Origin of the sequence: Nonomuraea sp. NPDC049504 (assembly GCF_040676845.1) — a bacterium.
Lineage (GTDB): Bacteria > Actinomycetota > Actinomycetes > Streptosporangiales > Streptosporangiaceae > Nonomuraea > Nonomuraea salmonea.
Window position 1 is genome coordinate 36,407 of record NZ_JBFAPT010000010.1, and the last position, 19,253, is coordinate 55,659.

Annotated in this window: 19 protein-coding genes; 7 read left to right on the top strand and 12 right to left on the bottom strand. The window is 72.2% G+C overall.

What is annotated here, in order from left to right:
- The first annotated feature begins 68 nt into the window (after positions 1-68).
- The 5 genes from AB0K28_RS20100 (at position 69) to hypE (ending at position 4,084) form a co-directional block, all read left to right on the top strand.
- The gene (locus tag AB0K28_RS20100) at positions 69-593 is read left to right on the top strand and encodes a hypothetical protein (protein ID WP_364371949.1); all 525 of its coding nucleotides are present in this window, start codon (positions 69-71) and stop codon (positions 591-593) included.
- 192 nt (positions 594-785) lie between these two features.
- Entirely contained in the window at positions 786-1,631 is an 846-nt protein-coding gene (locus AB0K28_RS20105) for a universal stress protein (protein WP_364371952.1), read from the top strand.
- A 101-nt stretch (positions 1,632-1,732) separates the two neighbouring features.
- Complete coding sequence (locus AB0K28_RS20110; protein ID WP_364371955.1) at positions 1,733-1,966, top strand: HypC/HybG/HupF family hydrogenase formation chaperone; 234 nt, start codon at positions 1,733-1,735, stop codon at positions 1,964-1,966.
- On the top strand, positions 1,950-3,038 hold the full coding sequence (hypD, locus tag AB0K28_RS20115) for a hydrogenase formation protein HypD (protein WP_364371958.1): 1,089 nt from the start codon (positions 1,950-1,952) through the stop codon (positions 3,036-3,038). Before AB0K28_RS20110 ends, hypD begins: the two co-directional genes overlap by 17 nt.
- Entirely contained in the window at positions 3,035-4,084 is a 1,050-nt protein-coding gene (gene hypE, locus AB0K28_RS20120; RefSeq protein ID WP_364371961.1) for a hydrogenase expression/formation protein HypE, read from the top strand. The genes hypD and hypE overlap by 4 nt, the downstream gene beginning before the upstream one ends.
- A gap of 15 nt (positions 4,085-4,099) precedes the next feature.
- Here the strand turns inward: hypE and AB0K28_RS20125 are convergent, their stop codons facing one another.
- From AB0K28_RS20125 to AB0K28_RS20175, 11 genes are all read right to left on the bottom strand, one after another.
- Entirely contained in the window at positions 4,100-4,534 is a 435-nt protein-coding gene (locus AB0K28_RS20125) for a hydrogenase maturation protease (protein WP_364371964.1), read from the bottom strand.
- Entirely contained in the window at positions 4,527-5,810 is a 1,284-nt protein-coding gene (locus tag AB0K28_RS20130) for a nickel-dependent hydrogenase large subunit (RefSeq protein WP_364371967.1), read from the bottom strand. Before AB0K28_RS20130 ends, AB0K28_RS20125 begins: the two co-directional genes overlap by 8 nt.
- Positions 5,800-6,549 carry an oxidoreductase gene (locus tag AB0K28_RS20135; protein WP_364371969.1) on the bottom strand — a complete coding sequence of 250 codons (750 nt, stop codon included), beginning with the start codon at positions 6,547-6,549 and terminating at the stop codon, positions 5,800-5,802. Before AB0K28_RS20135 ends, AB0K28_RS20130 begins: the two co-directional genes overlap by 11 nt.
- Positions 6,546-7,349 carry an FAD/NAD(P)-binding protein gene (locus AB0K28_RS20140; RefSeq protein WP_364371972.1) on the bottom strand — a complete coding sequence of 268 codons (804 nt, stop codon included), beginning with the start codon at positions 7,347-7,349 and terminating at the stop codon, positions 6,546-6,548. The genes AB0K28_RS20135 and AB0K28_RS20140 overlap by 4 nt, the downstream gene beginning before the upstream one ends.
- Positions 7,346-8,416, bottom strand: coding sequence for a 4Fe-4S dicluster domain-containing protein (locus tag AB0K28_RS20145; RefSeq protein WP_364371975.1), 1,071 nt, complete (start codon positions 8,414-8,416; stop codon positions 7,346-7,348). The genes AB0K28_RS20140 and AB0K28_RS20145 overlap by 4 nt, the downstream gene beginning before the upstream one ends.
- Before the next feature lies 1 nt (position 8,417).
- On the bottom strand, positions 8,418-9,104 hold the full coding sequence (locus AB0K28_RS20150) for a CBS domain-containing protein (protein WP_364371978.1): 687 nt from the start codon (positions 9,102-9,104) through the stop codon (positions 8,418-8,420).
- Between the two features lie 443 nt (positions 9,105-9,547).
- Positions 9,548-9,970 carry a hypothetical protein gene (locus AB0K28_RS20155; protein ID WP_364371981.1) on the bottom strand — a complete coding sequence of 141 codons (423 nt, stop codon included), beginning with the start codon at positions 9,968-9,970 and terminating at the stop codon, positions 9,548-9,550.
- Between the two features lie 168 nt (positions 9,971-10,138).
- Positions 10,139-10,822, bottom strand: coding sequence for a CBS domain-containing protein (locus AB0K28_RS20160; protein ID WP_364371984.1), 684 nt, complete (start codon positions 10,820-10,822; stop codon positions 10,139-10,141).
- Positions 10,819-11,424: a CBS domain-containing protein gene (locus tag AB0K28_RS20165; RefSeq protein ID WP_364371987.1), complete on the bottom strand. Its 606-nt coding sequence runs from the start codon at positions 11,422-11,424 to the stop codon at positions 10,819-10,821. Before AB0K28_RS20165 ends, AB0K28_RS20160 begins: the two co-directional genes overlap by 4 nt.
- 2 nt (positions 11,425-11,426) lie before the next feature.
- Positions 11,427-12,107, bottom strand: a complete 681-nt coding sequence (locus tag AB0K28_RS20170; RefSeq protein WP_364371990.1) for a CBS domain-containing protein — start codon at positions 12,105-12,107, stop codon at positions 11,427-11,429.
- An 86-nt stretch (positions 12,108-12,193) separates the two neighbouring features.
- On the bottom strand, positions 12,194-14,785 hold the full coding sequence (locus tag AB0K28_RS20175) for a GNAT family N-acetyltransferase (protein WP_364371993.1): 2,592 nt from the start codon (positions 14,783-14,785) through the stop codon (positions 12,194-12,196).
- 194 nt (positions 14,786-14,979) lie between these two features.
- On the opposite strand from AB0K28_RS20175, the gene AB0K28_RS20180 reads away from it, so the two are divergent.
- Positions 14,980-15,693 carry a universal stress protein gene (locus tag AB0K28_RS20180; RefSeq protein ID WP_364371996.1) on the top strand — a complete coding sequence of 238 codons (714 nt, stop codon included), beginning with the start codon at positions 14,980-14,982 and terminating at the stop codon, positions 15,691-15,693.
- Positions 15,694-15,697: 4 nt separating this feature from the next.
- On the opposite strand, the gene AB0K28_RS20185 is transcribed toward AB0K28_RS20180, so the two are convergent.
- Entirely contained in the window at positions 15,698-16,660 is a 963-nt protein-coding gene (locus AB0K28_RS20185) for a hypothetical protein (RefSeq protein WP_364371999.1), read from the bottom strand.
- A gap of 112 nt (positions 16,661-16,772) precedes the next feature.
- On the opposite strand from AB0K28_RS20185, the gene AB0K28_RS20190 reads away from it, so the two are divergent.
- A complete protein-coding gene (locus AB0K28_RS20190; protein ID WP_364372002.1) occupies positions 16,773-19,247 on the top strand; it encodes a cation-transporting P-type ATPase in 2,475 nt (824 codons plus the stop codon).
- Positions 19,248-19,253 lie beyond the last annotated feature (6 nt).

Below are 19,253 nucleotides of genomic sequence, written 5' to 3' on the forward strand. Positions count from 1 at the left end.
CAAGCCGCGCAAGCGGTGTGCTTGAGATGACACAGAAACGGCGAATCACCCCTCGAAAGGGGGCCATCATGGCCGCCACCCTCAGCAGGCCCGTCATGGAGACCGGCGCCGCTCAAGCCCGCCGTCCCGTCGATTACGTCTGGGCCGCCGCCCGGATCTCGATCGGCTGGATCTTCCTGTGGGCGTTCCTGGACAAGACCTTCGGCTTCGGCTTCGCCACCCCGGCGGCCAAGGCCTGGATCAACGGCGGCAGCCCCACGACCGGGTTCCTCAAGGGCACCGGCGAGAACGCGCTCGGCGGCTTCTTCTCGGCCCTGGCCGGGCAGGCGTGGGTGGACTGGCTGTTCATGGCCGGCCTGCTCGGCATCGGCCTGGCCCTGATCCTCGGCATCGGCACCCGCATCGCCGCCGGCGCCGGCACCGCGATGCTGGTCCTGATGTGGGCGGCCGAGCTGCCCCTGGCCAACAACCCGTTCATGGACGACCACCTCATCTACTCGATCGTCCTCATCGGCCTCGCCCTCACCGGCGCGGGCACCACGCTCGGGCTCGGCAACCTGCCGATCGTCCAGCGCAACGCCTGGCTGAAGTAGTGCGAACGACCAGACGCCCACCTCCGGCACACCGGAGGTGGGCGCCGGCATGTGCGGGGATCGGCCCGGCGCCTGGCCCACCGAGCCGTTCCGGCTTCGTCCCGCGGTCCTTCGCCTCCCTGCTTCCGGGACTTCCGGCCCTGCACGTCGCCTGGTGACTGCGGTCAGATGGTGGTAACGAAGGAGGACATCATGATTGTTGTGGGGGTCGACGGCTCCGTGCCGGCGCGTGCCGCCGTGGCGTGGGCCGCCAATGACGCCTTCCGCATGCACCAGCCGCTGAGGCTCGTCTACGCGGTGGACCGGCAGCCGTACCAGATCGCGAAGTTCCCGGACGCCGATCGGCCCGACCAGCTGCGCCGTGCCGGTCAGAAGGCGCTGAACGAGGCGGTGGCGCTGGTGCACGAGCGCCAGCCCAGCGTCGAGGTGACGACCGTGCTGGAGGAGGGGCCGCCCGCGCGGATCCTGCGCGAGCAGGGCAAGGCGGCCGTCGAGGTGGTGATCAGCAGCAGGGCGCTCGGCGCGGTCACCGGCGCACTCCTGGGATCGGTCAGTGACCACGTCGCCGGTCAGGCCGAGGCGCCCGTCGTGGTGGTCCACGGCGGGCAGCGGTCGGCCCACGGGCAGATCGTGGTGGGCGTGGACGACTCGCCCGACTGCACGCCGGCGCTGGCCTACGCCTTCCAGCAGGCCGCCCTGCGCGGCAGCACGCTGCGGGCCGTGCACGCCTGGCGGCGGCCCGTCCAGGCGTTCGGGACCGAGCTGCCGCACGAGGCGGGCGAGGATCGTGTTGCCCGCGAGGACATGGTGAGGGCGTGCCTGGAGCCGTTCAAGCGGCAGTACCGGGACGTCACCGTGATCGAGGACATCCGGTACGCCGACGCTGTCGAGGCGCTCACCCAGGCGTCGGAGGAAACAGACCTGCTGGTGGTCGGCTCCCACGGGCGCGGAGCCCTGAGCTCGGCGCTGCTGGGCTCGGTCAGCAGGGGCGTTCTGCACCACGCGCGCTGCACGGTCGCCGTGGTCCGGACGGGCTGAGGCCAGGGACCTTCGGCCCCTGGCACGCGGGACGTTCGCCGCTGCCCGCGCTCGTGGGTGAGGCGCACGCTGAGAGGACAAGGCGGAGGAGGCTGGTCGGGATGTGCCTGGGCGTACCGGGAAGGATCGTGGCCCGCGACGGCGAGATGGGCACCGTGGACTTCGACGGGCTGCGCCGGGAGGCCTGCCTGTCCTACACCCCCGAGGCGGGGCTGGGCGACTACGTGATCGTGCATGTCGGGTTCGCCATCTCCGTGCTGGACGAGGACGAGGCGCTGCGCACGCTCGCGGTGCTCCGGGCGATCCCGGGAGGGATGGATGAGATATCTCGATGAGTACCGGGACCCCGTGCTCGCCCGCCGCCTCGTGCGGGAGATCCGGGCCGCCGCCACCCGGCCGTGGTCGATCATGGAGGTGTGCGGCGGGCAGACGCACACCATCGTCCGGCAGGGCATCGACGAGCTGATCCCGGTGCGCATGGTGCACGGGCCCGGCTGCCCCGTGTGCGTGACGCCACTGGCCACCATCGACCGGGCACTGGCCATCGCCGCCCGCCCCGAGGTCATCTTCACCTCCTTCGGCGACATGCTGCGCGTGCCCGGCTCCGGCGCGGACCTGCTGGCGGCCAAGGCGCGCGGTGCGGACGTGCGCGTCGTCTACTCGCCCCTCGACGCCCTGAAGCTGGCGGCGGCGAACCCGGACCGGCAGGTGGTGTTCTTCGCGGTCGGCTTCGAGACCACGGCGCCGGCCAACGCGATGGCCGTGCTCCGCGCATCCGCGGAACACCTCGACAACTTCAGCGTCCTCGTCAGCCATGTCCTGGTGCCTCCCGCGATGGCCGCGATCATGGAGTCCGCCTCCGTGGACGCCTTCCTGGCGGCCGGCCACGTGTGCGCGGTGATGGGCTGGACGGAGTACGAGCCGCTGGCCGCCCGCTACCGGGTGCCGATCGTGGTCACCGGCTTCGAGCCGCTCGACCTGCTCGAAGGCATTCTCATGGCGGTCCGCCAGCTGGAGGAGGGGCGGTCCGAGGTGGAGAACCAGTACGCGCGGGCCGTCCGCCGCACCGGCAACACCTTCGCCCAGGACGCCGTGCGGCGCGTTTTCCGGGTGAGCGACCAGACATGGCGGGGGATCGGGGAGATCCCGGCCAGTGGGCTGGTCCTGACGCCGGAGTTCGCCCGCTATGACGCGACGCTGCGGTTCGGGGTCGGGAGCGTGAGCGCGGATGAGCATCCGGACTGCATCGCGGGGGAGATCCTGCGCGGCACGCGCACCCCGCTCGACTGCGCTGCCTACGGGACGCTCTGCACGCCGCGCAGACCGCTGGGCGCGCCGATGGTGTCCGCCGAGGGTACCTGCGCCGCCTTCCACAACGTCGGCCGCATCCGACAGGAGATGCCATGACCACGCGCTTCGACCCCATCGCCGCCACGTGCCCCGCGCCGCTGGCCGAGAACGAGCGGGTGCTGCTCGGCCACGGCTCCGGCGGGCAGCTCATGGCCGAGCTGCTCGCCGACCTCACCCCCCGCCTCGGCGCCGGCACGCTGGAGGACGCCGCGATCGTCAGCACCGGCGCGCCGGAGATCGTGGTGTCCACCGACGGGTTCGTGGTCACGCCCCGCTTCTTCCCCGGCGGCGACATCGGGTCGCTGGCCGTGCACGGCACGGTCAACGACCTGGCCATGATGGGCGCCGTACCCGTCGCGCTGAGCCTGGCCTACATCGTGGAGGAGGGGTTGCCGCTGGACGAGCTGCGCCGCGTCACCACCTCCGTGGCCGAGGCCGCCCGGGCCTGCGACGTCCGCATCGTGACCGGCGACACCAAGGTCGTCGGCAAGGGCGCGGCCGACGGGCTGTTCGTCACCACCACCGGGATCGGCGTGCGGCTGCCCGGCGCGCACGTGGCCGCAGCGAACGGCCGCCCCGGCGACGCCGTGCTGCTGTCCGGCCCAATCGGCCTGCACGGGATCACCATCCTGAGCACCAGGGAAGGGCTCGGGTTCGAGAGCTCGCTGGCCTCCGACAGCAGGCCGCTGCACCGCCTGGCCGCCGCGATGATCACGGCGGGCGCCTGCGGGGTGCACACGTTACGCGATCCGACCAGGGGCGGGCTCGCCAGCGCGCTGAACGAGCTGGCCGCGGCCTCCGGCGTGGGCGTGGAGCTGGACGAGCAGGCCGTCCCCGTTCCGGCCCAGGTCGCCGCCGCCTGCGACCTGCTGGGCCTGGACCCGCTGCACGTGGCCAACGAGGGCTGCCTGGTGGCCTTCGTCGACCCGGCCAGGGCCGAGGCGGTGCTCGCCGCCATGCGCGCACGGCCTGAGGGTGCGTGCGCGACCCGCATCGGCACCGTGGTCGCCGGCCATCCCGGGCGGGTCACCATGCGCACGCTGGTGGGCTCGCGCCGGGTCATCGACATGCTGGTGGGGGAGCAGCTCCCACGGATCTGCTGAGGCCACGGGCTGAGGTCACGGGCTGAGGCTGCGGGCGATCGTGCGTGCGAGGGCTGTCACCGCCGCCGTCACCGGCTCCGACAGCCCGGCGCCGAGCTCGAACGAGGCGCCCTCCACGGTGTAGACGACCAGCTCGCCGGGCATCCGACCGAGAGCGCGCGCCAGCTCCACGGCATCGGCCAGGGACAGGACGTGGCTGCTCGCCCCACCGTGCGGCAGGGACGGAACGCCGCGGAACCGGCGCACCACACCCGGCGGCTCGCCCGAGCACGCGGCGTCGACCACGACGGCCACGTCAGCGCCCGTCCACGCCTCGATGAGTTCCGCCGGATCGCCGCCGTTCTCGACCACCGGCACGTCGAGCCCGCGCAGCAGGCGGGCGGTCGCGAGCCCGGCGCCGTCGTCGCCGCGATAGTCGTTGCCGAGCCCGATGACGACCGTTCTAGTCATGGCTGAGCGACAGGTCGAGGAAGTGCGCCGAGCAGGAGATGCACGGGTCGTGGTTGCGGATGGCCCGCTCGCACAGCGCGGTCAGCCGGGCGAGGGGCAGGCCGAGCCGGGGTTCGATGACGGCGCGCAGGTCGTCCTCGATGCGGGCCTGGTTCTGCGCCGTCGGGGGGACGATGTCGGCCTCGGCGATCAGGCCCTGCTCGTCGATGCGGTAACGGTGGTAGAGGGTGCCGCGCGGCGCCTCAGAAGCGCCGTGCCCGACACCCGGCCGCGGTGCGACGGGCACCGCCGGCTCGCCCGAGGGGACGTACCGGTCGATGAGGCGCAGCGCCTCCTCGCACGCGTGCACGATCTCCACCGCCCGCACCACGATGCTGCGGAACGGATTGCGGCACACCCGCCCGAGCCCCGCCTCGGCGGCGGCCCGCAGCGCCAGCGGCGACAGCAGCGGCGCGTTGAGCGCGTAGCGGGCCAGCGGGCCGGTGAGAAAGCCGGGGTGGCCGTCAAGGCGGGCGTGCAGCGCGGTGGAGTGCCGCACCTGCTCCTCCACCACGTGGCGCGGCCAGTCGCAGACGGGGAAGGCGGTGCCGTCGCTGACGGCGACGTCGCCGGACAGGATCGCGTACTCCGCAGGATGGCGCAGCGCCAGGAACCGGTAGTCGTGCTCCACGTCCGGGAAGTCGAAGCCGCTGACCCACTCGACGGTGTCGAGCGCCGCGCGCAGGGCCTGCTGGAGGCGCCCGGCGAGCGGCGTGAGGTCGGCGGGCGCCCGGTAGAAGCCTCCCAGCCGCACGTTGATCGGGTGGATGGCGCGCCCGCCGACGGCGGCCACCAGCTCGTTGCCTGCCTTCTTCAGCGCCAGCCCGCGCTCGACCGCCGGACGGTGGTCCGCGGCCATGGCCACGCCGCTGGGATAGCCGAGGAAGTCGGGGGCGTGCAGCAGGTAGATGTGCAGGGCGTGCGACTCGATCCACTCGCCGTAGTAGAGCAGCAGGCGCAGATCGCGCAGCGCGCCCTCGACGGTGACGCCGCAGGCCGACTCCAGGGCCTGGCAGGCGCTCATCTGGTAGGCGACCGGGCAGATGCCGCAGATGCGGGCGGTGATGTTGGGCGGCTCGGTGAAGGCGCGGCCACGCAACAGCGCCTCGAAGAAGCGCGGGGGCTCGTAGATCTTGAGCTGCAGGTCGGTGATGCGGCCGTCGCGGGCCCGCACCAGCAGCGCGCCCTCGCCCTCCACTCGGGTCAGGCCGCCCACGCGGATGGTCTTATGCGTCACTGCTGCCTCCGAAGGAGGTGACGTTGAAGGTGCGGTAGACGCGCGCCAGCTCGTCGTCGTCCATGCCAGCGGCGCGCAGGCGAGCGTTGAGAGCGGCCGGGTTCGGGCTCTCCATGGGCCCGAAACAGCCGAAGCAGCCACGGTTGAACGCCGGGCAGAGTGCGTTGCAGCCGGCCTGGGTGACCGGGCCCAGGCACGGCGTGCCGTGGGCGATGAGCACGCACGGGTTGCCGCGGGCCTTGCACTCCACGCAGACGCTGTGCGCGGGCACCACCGGTCGCCGCCCGGCCAGGAACGCGCCGATGACCTCCAGCAGCTGCCGCTTGTCGATCGGGCAGCCGCGCAACTCGAAGTCGACGGGCACGTGCGCCGACACCGGCGTGGAGCGGTCGAGCGTCTTGATGTAGTCGGGGCGGGCGTAGACGACGGAGGCGAACTCGCGTACGTCGGCCAGGTTCCGCAGCGCCTGCACACCGCCCGCGGTGGCGCACGCGCCGATCGTCACGAGGTGTTTGGAGACGCGCCGGATGTGCCCGATCCGCTCCAGGTCGTCCGGTGTGGTGATCGACCCTTCCACCAGGGACAGGTCGTAGGGCCCCTTCCCTCGGGCGCTGGAGGCCTCGAGGAAGTAGGCGATCTCGACACGTGCGGCGATCGACAGCAGCTCGTCCTCGCAGTCGAGCAGAGTCAGCTGGCAGCCGTCGCACGAGGCGAGCTTCCAGACGGCGAGCTTGTTCACAACTGTTTCACCTCCAGCAGATCGGCCACCTTGTCGTAGGTGAGCACGGGCCCGTCGAGACAGGCGAACAAGGGGCCGAGCTGGCAGTGCCCGCACCGGCCGATGCCGCACTTCATGTTGCGCTCCAGCGACAGCGCGATCCGGCCGGCGGGCACGCCGCGCCTGAGCAGTTCCTCGGCGGTGGCACGCATCATGATCTCGGGGCCGCAGACGAACGCGTACGTTCGGCTCGGCTCGAAGACGATCCGGCCGACGAGCTTGGTGACCAGCCCGGTCGGGCCCTGCCACGTCCGGTCCGGATGGTCCACGGTCACCTGCACGTCGAAGTCGCGCCCCCAGCGCGCCAGCTCGCGCGGATAGATCAGAGTCGCGGGCGTGCGGGTGCCGGTAATCAGGCTGATCCGGCCGTACCGGGCACCGTGCGCGGCCAGCTCGCGGATCACCGGGCGCAGCGGGGCCAGCCCCAGCCCGCCCGCCGCGACCACCACGTCCAGCCCGTGCGCCTGCGACAGTTCCCAATGGGTGCCGAACGGGCCGCGCACGCCGACGATGTCGCCGCGCCGCATGCGGCACAGCGCGCGGCTCACCGCGCCGACCGCGCGGATGGTCTGCACGTAGTCGCCCGAGCGGGAGTGGCCGCTGACGGAGATGGGGATCTCGCCGACGCCGGGCGCGTACAGCATGGTGAACTGGCCGGGCAGGAAGGGCGGGCACTCGCCCTCGACCGGCTCCAGCGTGAGGGTGACCGTGTCGGCCCGGTCCGGGCGGCGCGAGCGCACGCGGTACGGGGATGGGATCATCGCAGCCGCTCCAGTTCTTCGGTGAGGTCGATGCCGGCCGGGCACCAGGTGATGCACCGGCCGCAGCCGACGCAGCCGAAGGTGCCGAACTGGTCGACCCAGGTGGAGAACTTGTGGGTGAGCCACTGCCGGTAGCGGGCGGCCCCGGACGAGCGCACGGGGGCACCGCCCAGCTCGGAGAAGTCCAGGGTGAAGCAGGAGTCCCAGCGTTCGGCGCGTTCGGCCGTGCCGTCGGTCAGGTCGGTTCCGTCCTCGACGGTGACACAGAAGCAGGTGGGGCAGACCATCGTGCAGTTGGCACAGGTCAGGCAGCGGGAGGCGATCTCGTTCCAGACCGGCGACTCGCGCCGCTCGACCAGGCGCTCCTTGACGCCGTCGAGATCGACGCGGCGGCCCATCCGGTCGGCGGTGTTCGTACTGACCTCGCGGGCGGCTGCCCGGTCGGTGTCGTCGGCGGGGTGCGACGGCAGCGCGGCCATCAGTTCCTCGCCGCGTTCGCTGCCCGCCTCCGCCATGAACCGGTGCGGGCCGGTCAGCTCGGTGAGGGCGAGATCGAAGCCGGAGGTGGCGCGCGGGCCCGTGCCCATGGAGGCGCAGAAGCAGGTCCCACCCGGCACCGCGCAGTTGACGGCGATCAGGAACAGGGCCTTCCGACGCTCGCGGTACGCCTCGTCCGGATACCGGCCGCCCAGGAACACCCGGTCCTGTACGGCCAGCGCCGCCAGATCGCAGGCCCGCACGCCCAGCAGCGCCACCTTGGGGGCTTCCACCGGGGCCTTCTCGGGCACGCCATCCCGCATCCGGAACAAGGCGGAGCGGGGCGGATGCGTGTAACGCTTGACTGAGTCGGGGCTCGCGGCGAACCCGAAGACGAGCTCGCCGCGCTCATGCAGGCGGTATCCGCCCGGCGCCTGTTCGTCGACCAGGCCGAGGGGCAGGTCGGCGGCGGAGCCGAGTTCGGCGAAACGGATCACGCCGTCGCGGGTGACGGGCCCCACGACGGTGTACCCGCGTTCGCGCAGGGCGTCGATCAGCGGATCCAGCGAATCCAGGACGGCGGGCTCCATCTCATGCTCCGCCCCACGCGGGCACATGATCGTCCTGCCTCCAGTCGAGCTGGTTCACGACGTCCACCACGCCGTTGACGCGACGCGTCATGCGCACCGCGATGGCGGCCTCGGAACGGCGCTCGATCCAGCCCGACAGCGTCACCACGCCCTGCCGCACCTTCACCCGCACGCCGTCGGTGCTCACCCACAGGGCGCGGCCGAGGATGTCGTCGCGCACGTCGGCGGCGATCTCCTCGTCGCCGCGCAGGAACAGCTTGACCAGGTCGCGGCGGCTGACGATGCCGACGAGCCGGCCGTTGTAGTCGACGACCGCGAGCCGCTTGACGTCGTGGGCGTCCATAAGGCGGGCGGCCTCGACCACGGACGCCTCGGGGGAGATGCCGACAGCGGGGCGGGTCATCAGCTCGGCGGCGATGTCGCCGCCGGCCTTCTGCCGGCCGTCGGGGTGGCGCAGCCGCGCGCGCAGCGGCGGCCGGTAGCCCTCGCGGTAGAACTGCTCGCGGAACTCCTCCTTACGCAGCAGGTCGGCCTCCGACACCATGCCGAGCACGTGCCGGTCGTCGTCGGTGACCGGCACGGCGCTGATGCCGCCCGAGATGAGCGTCTCGGCGATCTGTTTGAACGGGGTGGCGGCGGATACGGCGACGACTTTCTCCGTCATCACGTCCGCGACGGTCATCTGCATGCCTGCCTCCTCTGTGACCGCTTCCATCACATCTCCCGCGCCGTCCTGGACATAGGGACGGAAGTCCCGAGCGGAGCAATCGTTGGTCCGCCGTTCTCGGTCAGGTGACCTCTGGAACCCCGCCGCGAGCAGCGAGATCATCGAGCCGAACGCGTCCGGCCCGAGATGGGCGCCCGCCATCGAGGGACAGGCGCCCGCCTGCGCCGTGCCTCACAGCGCGGGGACGGTCTGCGTGGGTTCCGGGGCAGGTTGGACGGTCAGGCGGATGCCGACCAGGACGAGGCAGATCCCGACGATCAGCAGGACCACCGCGGCGATCCCAGCCCTCAGGTCAGCAGGCCCAGCCAGGGCAGGGTGGCGGCCAAGGTGAGGTCGGTCGTCACCCCGGGTGAGCCGTCGGCGTTCACGATGACGGCCGCCCACTCACCTGGCTGGATGCCCGATCAGCCCGGAGAACGTGGCCGCCTGACTCCCAGGGCCTGGCCGCGCTGGGCAAGCTCGGCCAGGCCAGGCGATGCCCGTGGCCCTGGTGTTGTCCCCACACCCAGCCCTTGGGCCATTCCCGCCCCGATCGCCACGACGTTCTTCACCGCGCCACCGAGCTCGCAGCCGATCACTCGTTGGTGTAGACGCGCAGCAGCCCGCGCTGGATGATCTCCTGCAGCATGGTGGCGATGACGGTGGCCGCGGCCTTCCCGTGAGGGCCGAGCGCAGGGCGAACCTGGGAAGGTACACCTGGTTTGGTGCCTGAAGCTGAACTCTTCGACGATCCTGGGATCGCGGGACCACATGAGCGTGTCCTGCCGCTTGGGGACCAGGGCGGCACCGTGGTGCCATGGACCGGCGCCGAGAACGGTGATTCTCATTCCTACCCGCTCCGCAGCCGCCGCCCGGTGCCGTCAGTCCTGATTCACGACGGACTTCGTCCTTTGGCCTTGACCGCGCACCACGTTGATCACGCCGTCGCGGGCGTGCCCGCGACGGCGTGTCCGTCCTTGCGTGGCGAGGCGATCACTGGATCCGCCGGCCCGAGGTCATGCGCCGCCCCAGACGGGCAGGTCGGCGATGTCGTCGTGCTTCCAGCCGAGCTCGTCGTGCACGGCCACGACGCCGTCGATGTTCTCGGCCAGGCGGACGGCGGTGACGGCCTGACTGCGCTCGGCGTACGTGCCGCTCAGCGTGACGACGGCGTCGGCCACGGCGACCTCGGCCCGGCCGTGCAGCGCCTCGCGCACCTCCCGCTCGATCTCCTCGTCCAGGCGCAGGAAGACCTTGATCAGGTCGCGGCGGCTGACGATGCCGGCCAGGCGGCCGTCGGCGTCGACCACGGGCAGGCGCTTGACGCCGTAGCGGTCCATCAGCCGGGCGGCCGACACGACCGAAGCGTCGGGGGTGGTGACGTGGGCGGGGCTGGTCATGAGCGCGCCGGCGGTCTCGCCGAGGGACTTGCGGTAGCCGCTGCCCTCGCTGCCGGCGCTGTGGCGGATGCGGGCGCGCAGCGGCGGCCGGTAGCCGTCGCCGTAGTACCGCTCCTTGAACTCCTCCTTGGCCAGCAGGTCGGCCTCGGACACGACGCCCAGCACGCGGTTGTCGTCGTCCAGCACCGGCACGCCGCTGACGCCCCGGCTGATGAGCAGCTCGGCCACGGTGTGGAAGGACGCCTTCTCGTTGACGGCGGCCACCTCGGTGGTCATCACGTTCTCGACGACGGCTCTCATGGTGATCTCCTGACGTGCTTGACCCGGACGATGCCGGGCACGGTGCGGGCGAGCACGTCGGCGATGTGGTCGGCATGCTCGTGGGGCGGCCCCGTCAGCTCGGCGACACCGTCACGCACGGTGACCTCCCAGCTCGGGCCGGACGGGTACTGCTCACGCAGGGCTGCTGCGACCGCCTCGCGCAGCTCGTCGTCGGGGCGGGCCAGCATCGCCATCAGGTCGCGGCGGCTGACCACGCCGACGATCTGTTCGCCGCGGACCACGGGCAGGCTCTTGATCCGTTTGCCCACCATGAGGTCGATGGCGGTGGTGACGTCGGTGGTCTCGGTGACGGTGACGGCCTGGCGGGTCATGACCTCCATGACGCGGCGGGGAAGCGGCTCGTGCGCCCCTTGCGCGGGCAGGACGGTGGCGCGGGGGTCGGGCTCGAACTCCCCGCGCAGCAGGTCCAGTTCGCTGACCACGCCTGCCAGGTGGCCGGCATCGTCGACGACGGGGGCGGCGGTGATGTTGTTGTCGTAGAGGGTCCGGATCGCCCGCCGCACCGGGTCGGTGCGGCGGACGGTGATGGCCGGGCCTGTCATGACCTCGCGCACGAGCATGGCTACCTGCCCTCCCACTTGGAGTCGTCGGCCTTCCAGGTGAGCTTGTCGACGACGTCGACCACACCGTTGACCCGGCCGGCCATACGCACGGCGATCGCTGCTTCGGTGCGGCGTTCCATCCAGCCGGACAGCGTCACGACGCCCTGGCGCACGTCCACCCGGACTCCGTCGGTGTTGACCCACAGGCTGCGGTCGAGAACATCGTCGCGCACCTCGGCGGCGATGGCCTCGTCGCCGCGCAGGAACAGCTTGACCAGGTCGCGGCGGCTGACGATACCCACCAGGCGGCCGTCGTAGTCGACGACCGCGAGCCGCTTGACGTCGCGCTCGTCCATGAGCCGGGCGGCCTCCACCGCGGCCGCGGCGGGCGTGATGGTCACGGCAGGGCTGGTCATCAGCTCGGCGGCGGTGTCGCCGTCGGCCTTCTGCCGGCCCTTGGGGTGGCGTAGCCGGGCGCGTAGCGGGGGCCGGTAGCCCTCGCGGTAAAACTGCTCCCGGAATTCTTCTTTGCGTAGCAGGTCGGCCTCGGACACCATGCCGAGCACGTGGTTGTCGTCGCCGGTGACCGGGACGGCGCTGATGCCGCCGGTGATGAGCGTCTCGGCGATGTCCTTGAACGGGGTGGTGGCGGATACGGTGACGACTTTCTCCGTCATCACGTCCGCGACGGTCATGCGCATGACTGCCTCCTTGTCGGTTGTCTTCATCACACCTCGGGAAAGCGGCGGCGCTCAGAGGCGAAGGTCCCGAACGGGACGGTCGTTGGTCAGCGCAGCCGCCGCAGCAGCGGCGAGGGCGGAGGCTCGCAGGGCGCCACCCTGATCCGGGCATCCACCGTGACCGCACCGTCAGCGGTGACGATGACCGGATTGAGGTCCAGCTCCGCCACGTGGGGCAGGTCATCTAGCAGGCGTCCGATGCGGGTGATCCGGTCCGCCAGGGCCTTGGCGTCCACGGGCGGGGAACCCCGGTAGCCGTGCAGGAGAGGGGCGCAGCGCAGCTCCTCGATCATGCTGGCCGCGTCGGTCACTGGAGGGACGCGGAAGGCCCGGTCGGCCAGCAGATCGGCCAGCACCCCGCCCATGCCCACCATGACCAGGGGGCCGAAGGCTGGGTAGCTCACGCCGCCGACGATCATCTCGACGCCGCCCTGCAGCATGGGCTGGATGATCGCGCCGGTCATCTCGGCGCCGAGGCGGGTCGCCATCTCCCGGTAGGTCTGCCGTACCTCCTCCTCGGTGCGCAGATCGAGCCGGACGCCGCCGACGTCGCTCTTGTGCACCGGCCCGACGGCCTTGAGCACGACCGGCAGGCCGGCACGCCGGGCCGCCTCGGCCGCGGAGTCCGGGCCGTCCACCTCCAGCGACTCGACCAGCGGCACGCCGTAGCAGCCCAGCAGCCGGGCGGTTGCGGCGGGGGAGAGCCAGCAGCCCTCGGAGGAGGCGGCCAGCTCCGTCTCGACGATCTCCCGGGCGGCGCGGTCGTCCACGTGGACGACCACGCCCGCGGGTTCGGCCGGGCCCCGGCGCCACTCGGCGTAGCGCACGACGCGGGAGAGGGCGGCGACGGCCTGCTCGGGGAACGCGTACGACGGGATCCGGCCGTCGATCATGCCGTCGTGGCCGACAACGCAGGCCAGCACGGTCTTTCCCGCCGTCTTGGCCGCCTCCGCGATGGCCTGGCGGGTCCGGTCCAGGCCGGAGCCGAACGGAGGAGTGTAGACGACCAGGATCACGTCCACCTCGGGACAGGCGACGAGCGCCTCGATGGCGGCGCCGAGTTCGTCCGCGGTGGCGTCGGCGGTCAGGTCGACCGGGTTGCCGAGCGCGGCGGCGGCCCGCGCGTTCAGCAGGCCGGGCGGCAGCTCGGGGACGGTCAGGCCCGACCGCTCGCAGGCGTCGGCGGCCATCGCCTGAGGGCCGCCCGAGTTCCCCACGACGGCGACCCGCCGCCCCTCGGGCAGCGGCTGGCCGGCCAGCAGCTTGGCGGTGTCGATCAGCTCGTTGACGCTGTCGAGCCGGATGACCCCGGCCGCGCGGGTCAGCGCGTCCACCGCGACGTCGGGGGTGGCCGCCGCGGCGGTGTGCGAGCGCACCGCCCGCCCGCCCGCGCCGCTGCGGCCGCTCTTGACCAGCAACACCGGCTTGCTCCTGCCGACCCGGCGGGCGATGCGGGCGAACTTGCGCGGGTTGCCGAACGACTCCAGATACAGCGCGATCACATCCGTGGCCGGGTCGTCCTCCCAGTATTCGAGCAGGTCGTTGCCGCTCACGTCGGCCTTGTTGCCGACGGACACGAACGATGACACGTCCAGCCGTTCCAGCAGCGCCGCCCCGACCGCGCCCGATTGCGACAACAGCGCGACCCGCCCCTGGACCGGGCGGTGCGGCAGGAAGCTGGCGTTCAGCCGCACCGCCGTGTTGACCACGCCCAGGCAGTTCGGGCCGACCAGCCGCATCCCCGCCGAACGGCAGATCCGCAGCAGCTCGCCCTCCACACTCTGCTGCCCGGCCTCGGCGAACCCCGACGTCAGCACGATCAGCCCGGCGACCCCGGCCTGCGCGCAGTCCCTGGCGACCTCCAGCACGTGCCGGGCGGGCACGGCCACCACGGCCAGATCCACGCCGTCGGGAACCTTGGCGTGGCAGGCCAGCCCGGCCACCTCGGCGGCGTGCGGGTTGACCGGATGGATCGGCCCGTCGAAGCCGCCGTCGAGCAGATTACGCAGCACCTTGTGGCCCACCGCCCGCTCGTTGCGGCTCGCGCCGATCACGGCCACCGAACGAGGGGCGAGCACCCGGGCCAGGGACGTTCGCGCAGCCTCGTGATCGCGGGCCTCGACGCCCTGCCGCAGCCGGGCCGTGGGGCGAGCGGCGATGTCGAGGTGCATCATGCCGCCCTCGAAGCGCCGCGCCACGTCAAGTCCGAGGTCGTGCAGCACCCGGATCATCGGCCGGTTCTCGGCCAGCACGTCGGCGACCAGCGTGTCCACTCCGTGCTCGGTCGCGTCCAAGGCGACGTGTTCGAGCAGCAGCGTGCCCAGCCCGTGGCCGTGCACGGCGTCGTCGATGAGGATGGCCAGGTCGGCCTTGCCGTCGTCCATGGGGACGTACTCCGCGACCGCGACCAGCCGGCCCCGCAGAGCCGCCACCAGAGCGTGCCCGCGGTAGACGCCGGAGGTGATGCGATCCATGTAGGCATGGGCGGTGCTCCGGCCGCCGGTGAAGAAGCGCAGGTAGGCCGAGCGTTCCGACGAGCGCTCCACCAGCTCGTGCAGGGCCGCACGGTCGTCGGGGTGCAGCCGGCGCACGTGGGCGATGCCGCCGTCGCGCAGCAGGACGTCGTAACCCTCGGACATGGTCCGTCTCCCGTTCCTGAAGGGCGTGCTCTCAGCTCTGAGGCTGTCGGGAGGCGGGTGCGGCAGGCAGTGCCGGACGGCCCCGGCATCAAGGTCGAAGGTCCCTGCCGGAGGCGCCGACGCAGGGGCAACGCTGGTGGCACGCCCACCGTGGTGTCGCAGCGGCTCCTGAGGGGCGGGAGAGCGTAACATCCATGTCGAGACAGGAGGCCATGGTCATGAACCGGATCGTGCTCGGCTACGACGGCTCTGACTTCTCCATGCAGGCACTGGACTGGGCCATGGACGAGGCCGAGCTCAGGAAGCTGCCCTTGACCGTCGCCCACGCCTGGCAGTGGCCCTACGGCCGGGCGGAGGAGGAGGCCAAGGCCCACCTGCGCAAGGCCGCCGAACACGTGCTGTGGCACGGCGCCGACTGCGCCCGCCAGACCAGCTCCGGCGTCCGCGTCGAGACGGACCTCCACGAGGGACCCGCCGCCGAACGCCTCGTCGAGCTCTCGCAGGACGCCACGCTCGTCGTGGTCGGATCGAGAGGGCTCAGCGCACTGCCCAGAGCGGTCATGGGCTCGGTGGCCGGATACGTCGCCACCCACGCACGCTGTCCCGTGATCGTCGTGCGAGGGCCAGGTCCGCTGCCAGCCGCCACACATCCCGGCCCCATCGTCGTGACGGAGCGCGAACCCGACGCCTCCGTGCTGGAATTCGCCCGCGACGAGGCAGCCCTGCGCCAGCTGCCGCTCGCCCACGCGACAGACCTCGCCGAGTGGGCGGCGCGCCATCCGCAGGTACGGGTCCAGCCCGCCGCCGAACACGAATCCGCCACGCTCATGGTCGTCAGCCGCAAGCGTGCCGGCTCCGCTGGTTTCCTCCTCCAGCACGCTCCTTGCCCGGTCGCCGTGGTGGGCTGAGTCGTCACCCGGCCACGAGCTCGGCAGCCGGGCGGCGCGGGCTGCGGGCCACGTACGAGCCGTAGCCGAACCGGATGATCATCTGAGGGTGCCCCCGCCGGTGGTGCGGGTCGCGGCGCCGGCGCATGTCCCGCAGGTCGAGCGGCTGGTTCAGGAACGATGCCGACACGTTGTACCGGGCGGCCACCAACAGGACCCGCTGCGACGCCTGACCGGCCCGCAACCAGTCCACCGGGCGATCACCCATGGTGGTCAGCACCGCCAGTTGCGGCCGCTCCTCGAACCGGGCCTCGTACTCCTGCCGCCCGAAGTCTCTGACCGGGGACGGGTCCTTCAGGGCGTGCGGCCCGTGCGTGTGGTGGGGCACGCCGTCGTAGCACGCGCCCGGCATCGTCCAGGCGGCCACCTCGGCCCGGTAGTCGTCGTCGCGCGCCAGCTCGCCCTCGGCGATCGCGGCGTGGTCGAGCGCGTCGATCGTGGCGTGCCGGTCGAGCGGGACGAGGGCAGCGCCCTCCCGGGAGGCGGCGAGCCGCAGCCGGGCCATCACCGCGCAAGGCAGGGCACGATCGGCGAAAGGCCGGCGGCTGGTGCGGCGCACCGGGATGAGGTCGTACAGTTCCCGGTACTGCTCGGGGACGGGCAACGCGCCGCCTGTACGTACGGCCGCCAGCAGCTCGGGCTCCTCCCCGGGCGAGGGCAGCAGCCACACCATCGGCCGCTGCCCGGCGGTGCGAATCGCCAGGCGCAGGTTGAACAGGGCCGCCCCGCAACTTACATGCAGGTTGCGGCCGCGCGGATCGCTGACGCGCAGCCGCCGGTCCAGGTCGGCCAGTACCTCGACGTACTCGCCGCGGACGACCCGGAAGCGCCACGGCTGGGTGTTGAGCATCGACGGCGCCTGACCGGCCGTCACCAGCAGCCGCCGGACGCCGAACTCGGTCGCGAGTGAAGCGGATATCGCGTACACCCTCTGCGTGCAACGCTGCCGCACCCGCCGGACGCCCATGAGGGCCGGACGGCCCGCACGCCGGTGCCAAAGGTCCCTGCCCGGAGGCGGACCAGGCGCCCACAGTGAAGTCATGACCACTGTGTCGCAGCTCGGGCGAGGACTCACTGCCGCCGAGGCGGCGTCACGGCTCACCCGGGACGGGCCGAACGTCCTGCCATCCGCCCGCCGCACATCCGCGGTCGTGCTGCTGCTGCGCCAGATGGTGCACTTCTTCGCGCTGCTGCTGTGGGGCGCGTCCGTGCTCGCGCTGCTGGCCGGGATGCCGCAGCTCGCCGTGGCGATCGTCATCGTCGTGCTGCTCAACGGCGTCTTCGCCTTCGCCCAGGAGTACCGCGCCGACAAGGCCTCCCAGCGGCTGCGCGAGCTCATCCCGGCCAACGTGGTCGTGCGCCGCGACGGCAGGCGACTCTCGATCGAGGCCGCCAGGCTGGTCGCCGGGGACGTGGTTCTCCTGGAGGCGGGCGACCGGATCTCGGCCGACCTCGAACTCGCGCAGGTGCACGCGCTGGGGATCAACGAGTCGATGCTCACCGGGGAGAGCCGCCTGGTACACCCCGCCGCAGGTGAGCGCGCCTTCGCGGGCACGTTCGTGGTGGAGGGCGAGGCCGAGGCCGTGGTGGTCGCCACCGGCGGGCACACCCGGCTGGCCGGAATCGCCAGGCTCACCCAGGAGGCCACCCGGCCGCCCAGCCCACTGTCCGTGCAGATCGGCAAGGTGGTCAGGGTCGTCGCCGGGATCGCGCTGGCCGTGGGAGCCGCGTTCTTCGGGCTGGCACAGCTGCTGGGCATGGAGCCGGCGGAGAGTTTCCTGTTCGCGCTGGGCGTCACCGTGGCGCTGGTCCCCGAAGGATTGCTGCCGACGGTAACGCTCTCGCTGGCGCGGGCCGCCCAGCGGATGGCCGCCCAGAACGCCCTGGTACGCCACCTGGAGGCGGTCGAGACGCTGGGCTCGGCCACTTTCATCTGCACCGACAAGACCGGCACGCTCACCCGCAACGAGATGACGGTGGCCGACCTCTGGTCACCCGCCGCCTCGCCCGCCGAGGTGCTGCGCTCGGCCGTCCTCAGCTCGACCGGGCGCATGAGCGGCGGGAAAGCGGTCGGCGACCCCATGGAGGTGGCCCTGCACGTCGAAGCGCTGCGCCTGCACGCCGCCGTGGACGATGAGATCACCGCACGCTTCCCGTTCGATCCGGTACGGCGCCGCGCCTCCGTCGTGGTCGGCGGCCGGCTGCATCTCAAGGGCGCCCCGGACGCCGTGCTGCCGCTCTGCCACGCCGTGCCCGGCGTGGATGAGGCACTGGCCAGGATGAGCGACCGGGGCCTGCGCGTGCTGGCGGTCGCCCGCGGCGACACGGCCGAGGAGCGGGACCTGGAGTTCCTCGGCCTGGTCGGCCTGCACGACCCGCCCCGCGACGACGTCGCGGAGGCGATCTGGAAGTGCCGCATCGCCGGCATCAAGCTGGCCATGGTCACCGGCGACCACCCGCGCACGGCCCGCGCCATCGCCGCCGAGGTCGGCCTGCTCGGCGAGGAGGAACTCGTCGTCACCGGCGCCGACCTGCCGACGGACGACGCGGCCCTGGGCGAGCTCCTGGACCGCGACGGCGTCGTGGTCGCACGCGTGACCCCCGAGGACAAGCTACGCATCGCCCGCGCGCTGCGCTCACGCGGCCACGTGGTCGCCATGACGGGGGACGGCGTCAACGACGGGCCCGCGCTGCGCGAGGCCGACATCGGCATCGCCATGGGCGCCTCCGGCACCGACGTCGCTCGCGAGGCCGCCGACCTGGTGCTGCTCGACGACCACTTCGCCACCATCGTCGCCGCGATCGAGCTGGGCCGCGCCACCTACGCCAACGTGCGCCGCTCCCTCACCTACCACCTGACCGACAACGTGGCCGAGCTGGCCCCGTTCGCCGTCTGGGCCCTGTCCGGCGGCACCATCCCACTCGCGCTGAGCGTGCTGCAGGTACTGGCCCTGGACATCGGCACCGACCTGCTGCCCGCGCTCGCGCTGGGCGCCGAACCGGCCAATCCCCGCACCATGCACGGGCCGGCCCGCACCGGCAACCTCATCGACCGCCGCGTGCTGGTCCGCGTGTTCGGCGTGCTCGGTCCCGCGCAGGCCCTGGCCGAGATGGGAGCGTTCCTCGGCGTGTTGCTGCTCGGTGGCTGGGAGTTCGGCACCGCTCCTGACCTGGGCCTGCTCGCCGCCGCCTCGGGCGCCGCGTTCGCCGCCATCGTGCTCGGCCAGTTCGCCAACGCCTTCGCCTGCCGCAGCGAGTCCCGCTGGATCGGCAGGATCCGCTGGCGCAGCAACCCCCTGCTGCTGGGCGCGATCGCCTTCGAAGCGGTCCTGCTCCTGCTCTTCCTCGGACTGCCCGCCGTGGCGGGCCTGCTCGGCGGGGCCTTTCCCCCGATGGCCGGATGGCTGCTGGCTGCGCTGGCCATCCCCGTCATGATCGCCGCCGATGCCGCGTACAAGGCTTGGCAAGCAAGAGGACGCCGCGCTTCACCGGACGCCTCCGGTGTGATGCGCTGAACTCAT

Excerpts from the sequence above, each read along its gene's own strand:
- AB0K28_RS20125 (WP_364371964.1), bottom strand. The coding sequence starts at position 4,534 with ATGACTAGAACGGTCGTCATCGGGCTCGGCAACGACTATCGCGGCGAC.
- AB0K28_RS20100 (WP_364371949.1), top strand. The coding sequence starts at position 69 with ATGGCCGCCACCCTCAGCAGGCCCGTCATGGAGACCGGCGCCGCTCAA.
- AB0K28_RS20175 (WP_364371993.1), bottom strand. The coding sequence starts at position 14,785 with ATGTCCGAGGGTTACGACGTCCTGCTGCGCGACGGCGGCATCGCCCAC.
- AB0K28_RS20155 (WP_364371981.1), bottom strand. The coding sequence starts at position 9,970 with ATGAGAATCACCGTTCTCGGCGCCGGTCCATGGCACCACGGTGCCGCC.
- AB0K28_RS20140 (WP_364371972.1), bottom strand. The coding sequence starts at position 7,349 with ATGATCCCATCCCCGTACCGCGTGCGCTCGCGCCGCCCGGACCGGGCC.
- AB0K28_RS20190 (WP_364372002.1), top strand. The coding sequence starts at position 16,773 with ATGACCACTGTGTCGCAGCTCGGGCGAGGACTCACTGCCGCCGAGGCG.
- AB0K28_RS20160 (WP_364371984.1), bottom strand. The coding sequence starts at position 10,822 with ATGAGAGCCGTCGTCGAGAACGTGATGACCACCGAGGTGGCCGCCGTC.
- AB0K28_RS20180 (WP_364371996.1), top strand. The coding sequence starts at position 14,980 with ATGTCGAGACAGGAGGCCATGGTCATGAACCGGATCGTGCTCGGCTAC.
- AB0K28_RS20150 (WP_364371978.1), bottom strand. The coding sequence starts at position 9,104 with ATGCAGATGACCGTCGCGGACGTGATGACGGAGAAAGTCGTCGCCGTA.
- hypE (WP_364371961.1), top strand. The coding sequence starts at position 3,035 with ATGACCACGCGCTTCGACCCCATCGCCGCCACGTGCCCCGCGCCGCTG.
- AB0K28_RS20170 (WP_364371990.1), bottom strand. The coding sequence starts at position 12,107 with ATGCGCATGACCGTCGCGGACGTGATGACGGAGAAAGTCGTCACCGTA.
- AB0K28_RS20105 (WP_364371952.1), top strand. The coding sequence starts at position 786 with ATGATTGTTGTGGGGGTCGACGGCTCCGTGCCGGCGCGTGCCGCCGTG.
- AB0K28_RS20110 (WP_364371955.1), top strand. The coding sequence starts at position 1,733 with ATGTGCCTGGGCGTACCGGGAAGGATCGTGGCCCGCGACGGCGAGATG.
- AB0K28_RS20165 (WP_364371987.1), bottom strand. The coding sequence starts at position 11,424 with ATGCTCGTGCGCGAGGTCATGACAGGCCCGGCCATCACCGTCCGCCGC.
- hypD (WP_364371958.1), top strand. The coding sequence starts at position 1,950 with ATGAGATATCTCGATGAGTACCGGGACCCCGTGCTCGCCCGCCGCCTC.
- AB0K28_RS20145 (WP_364371975.1), bottom strand. The coding sequence starts at position 8,416 with ATGGAGCCCGCCGTCCTGGATTCGCTGGATCCGCTGATCGACGCCCTG.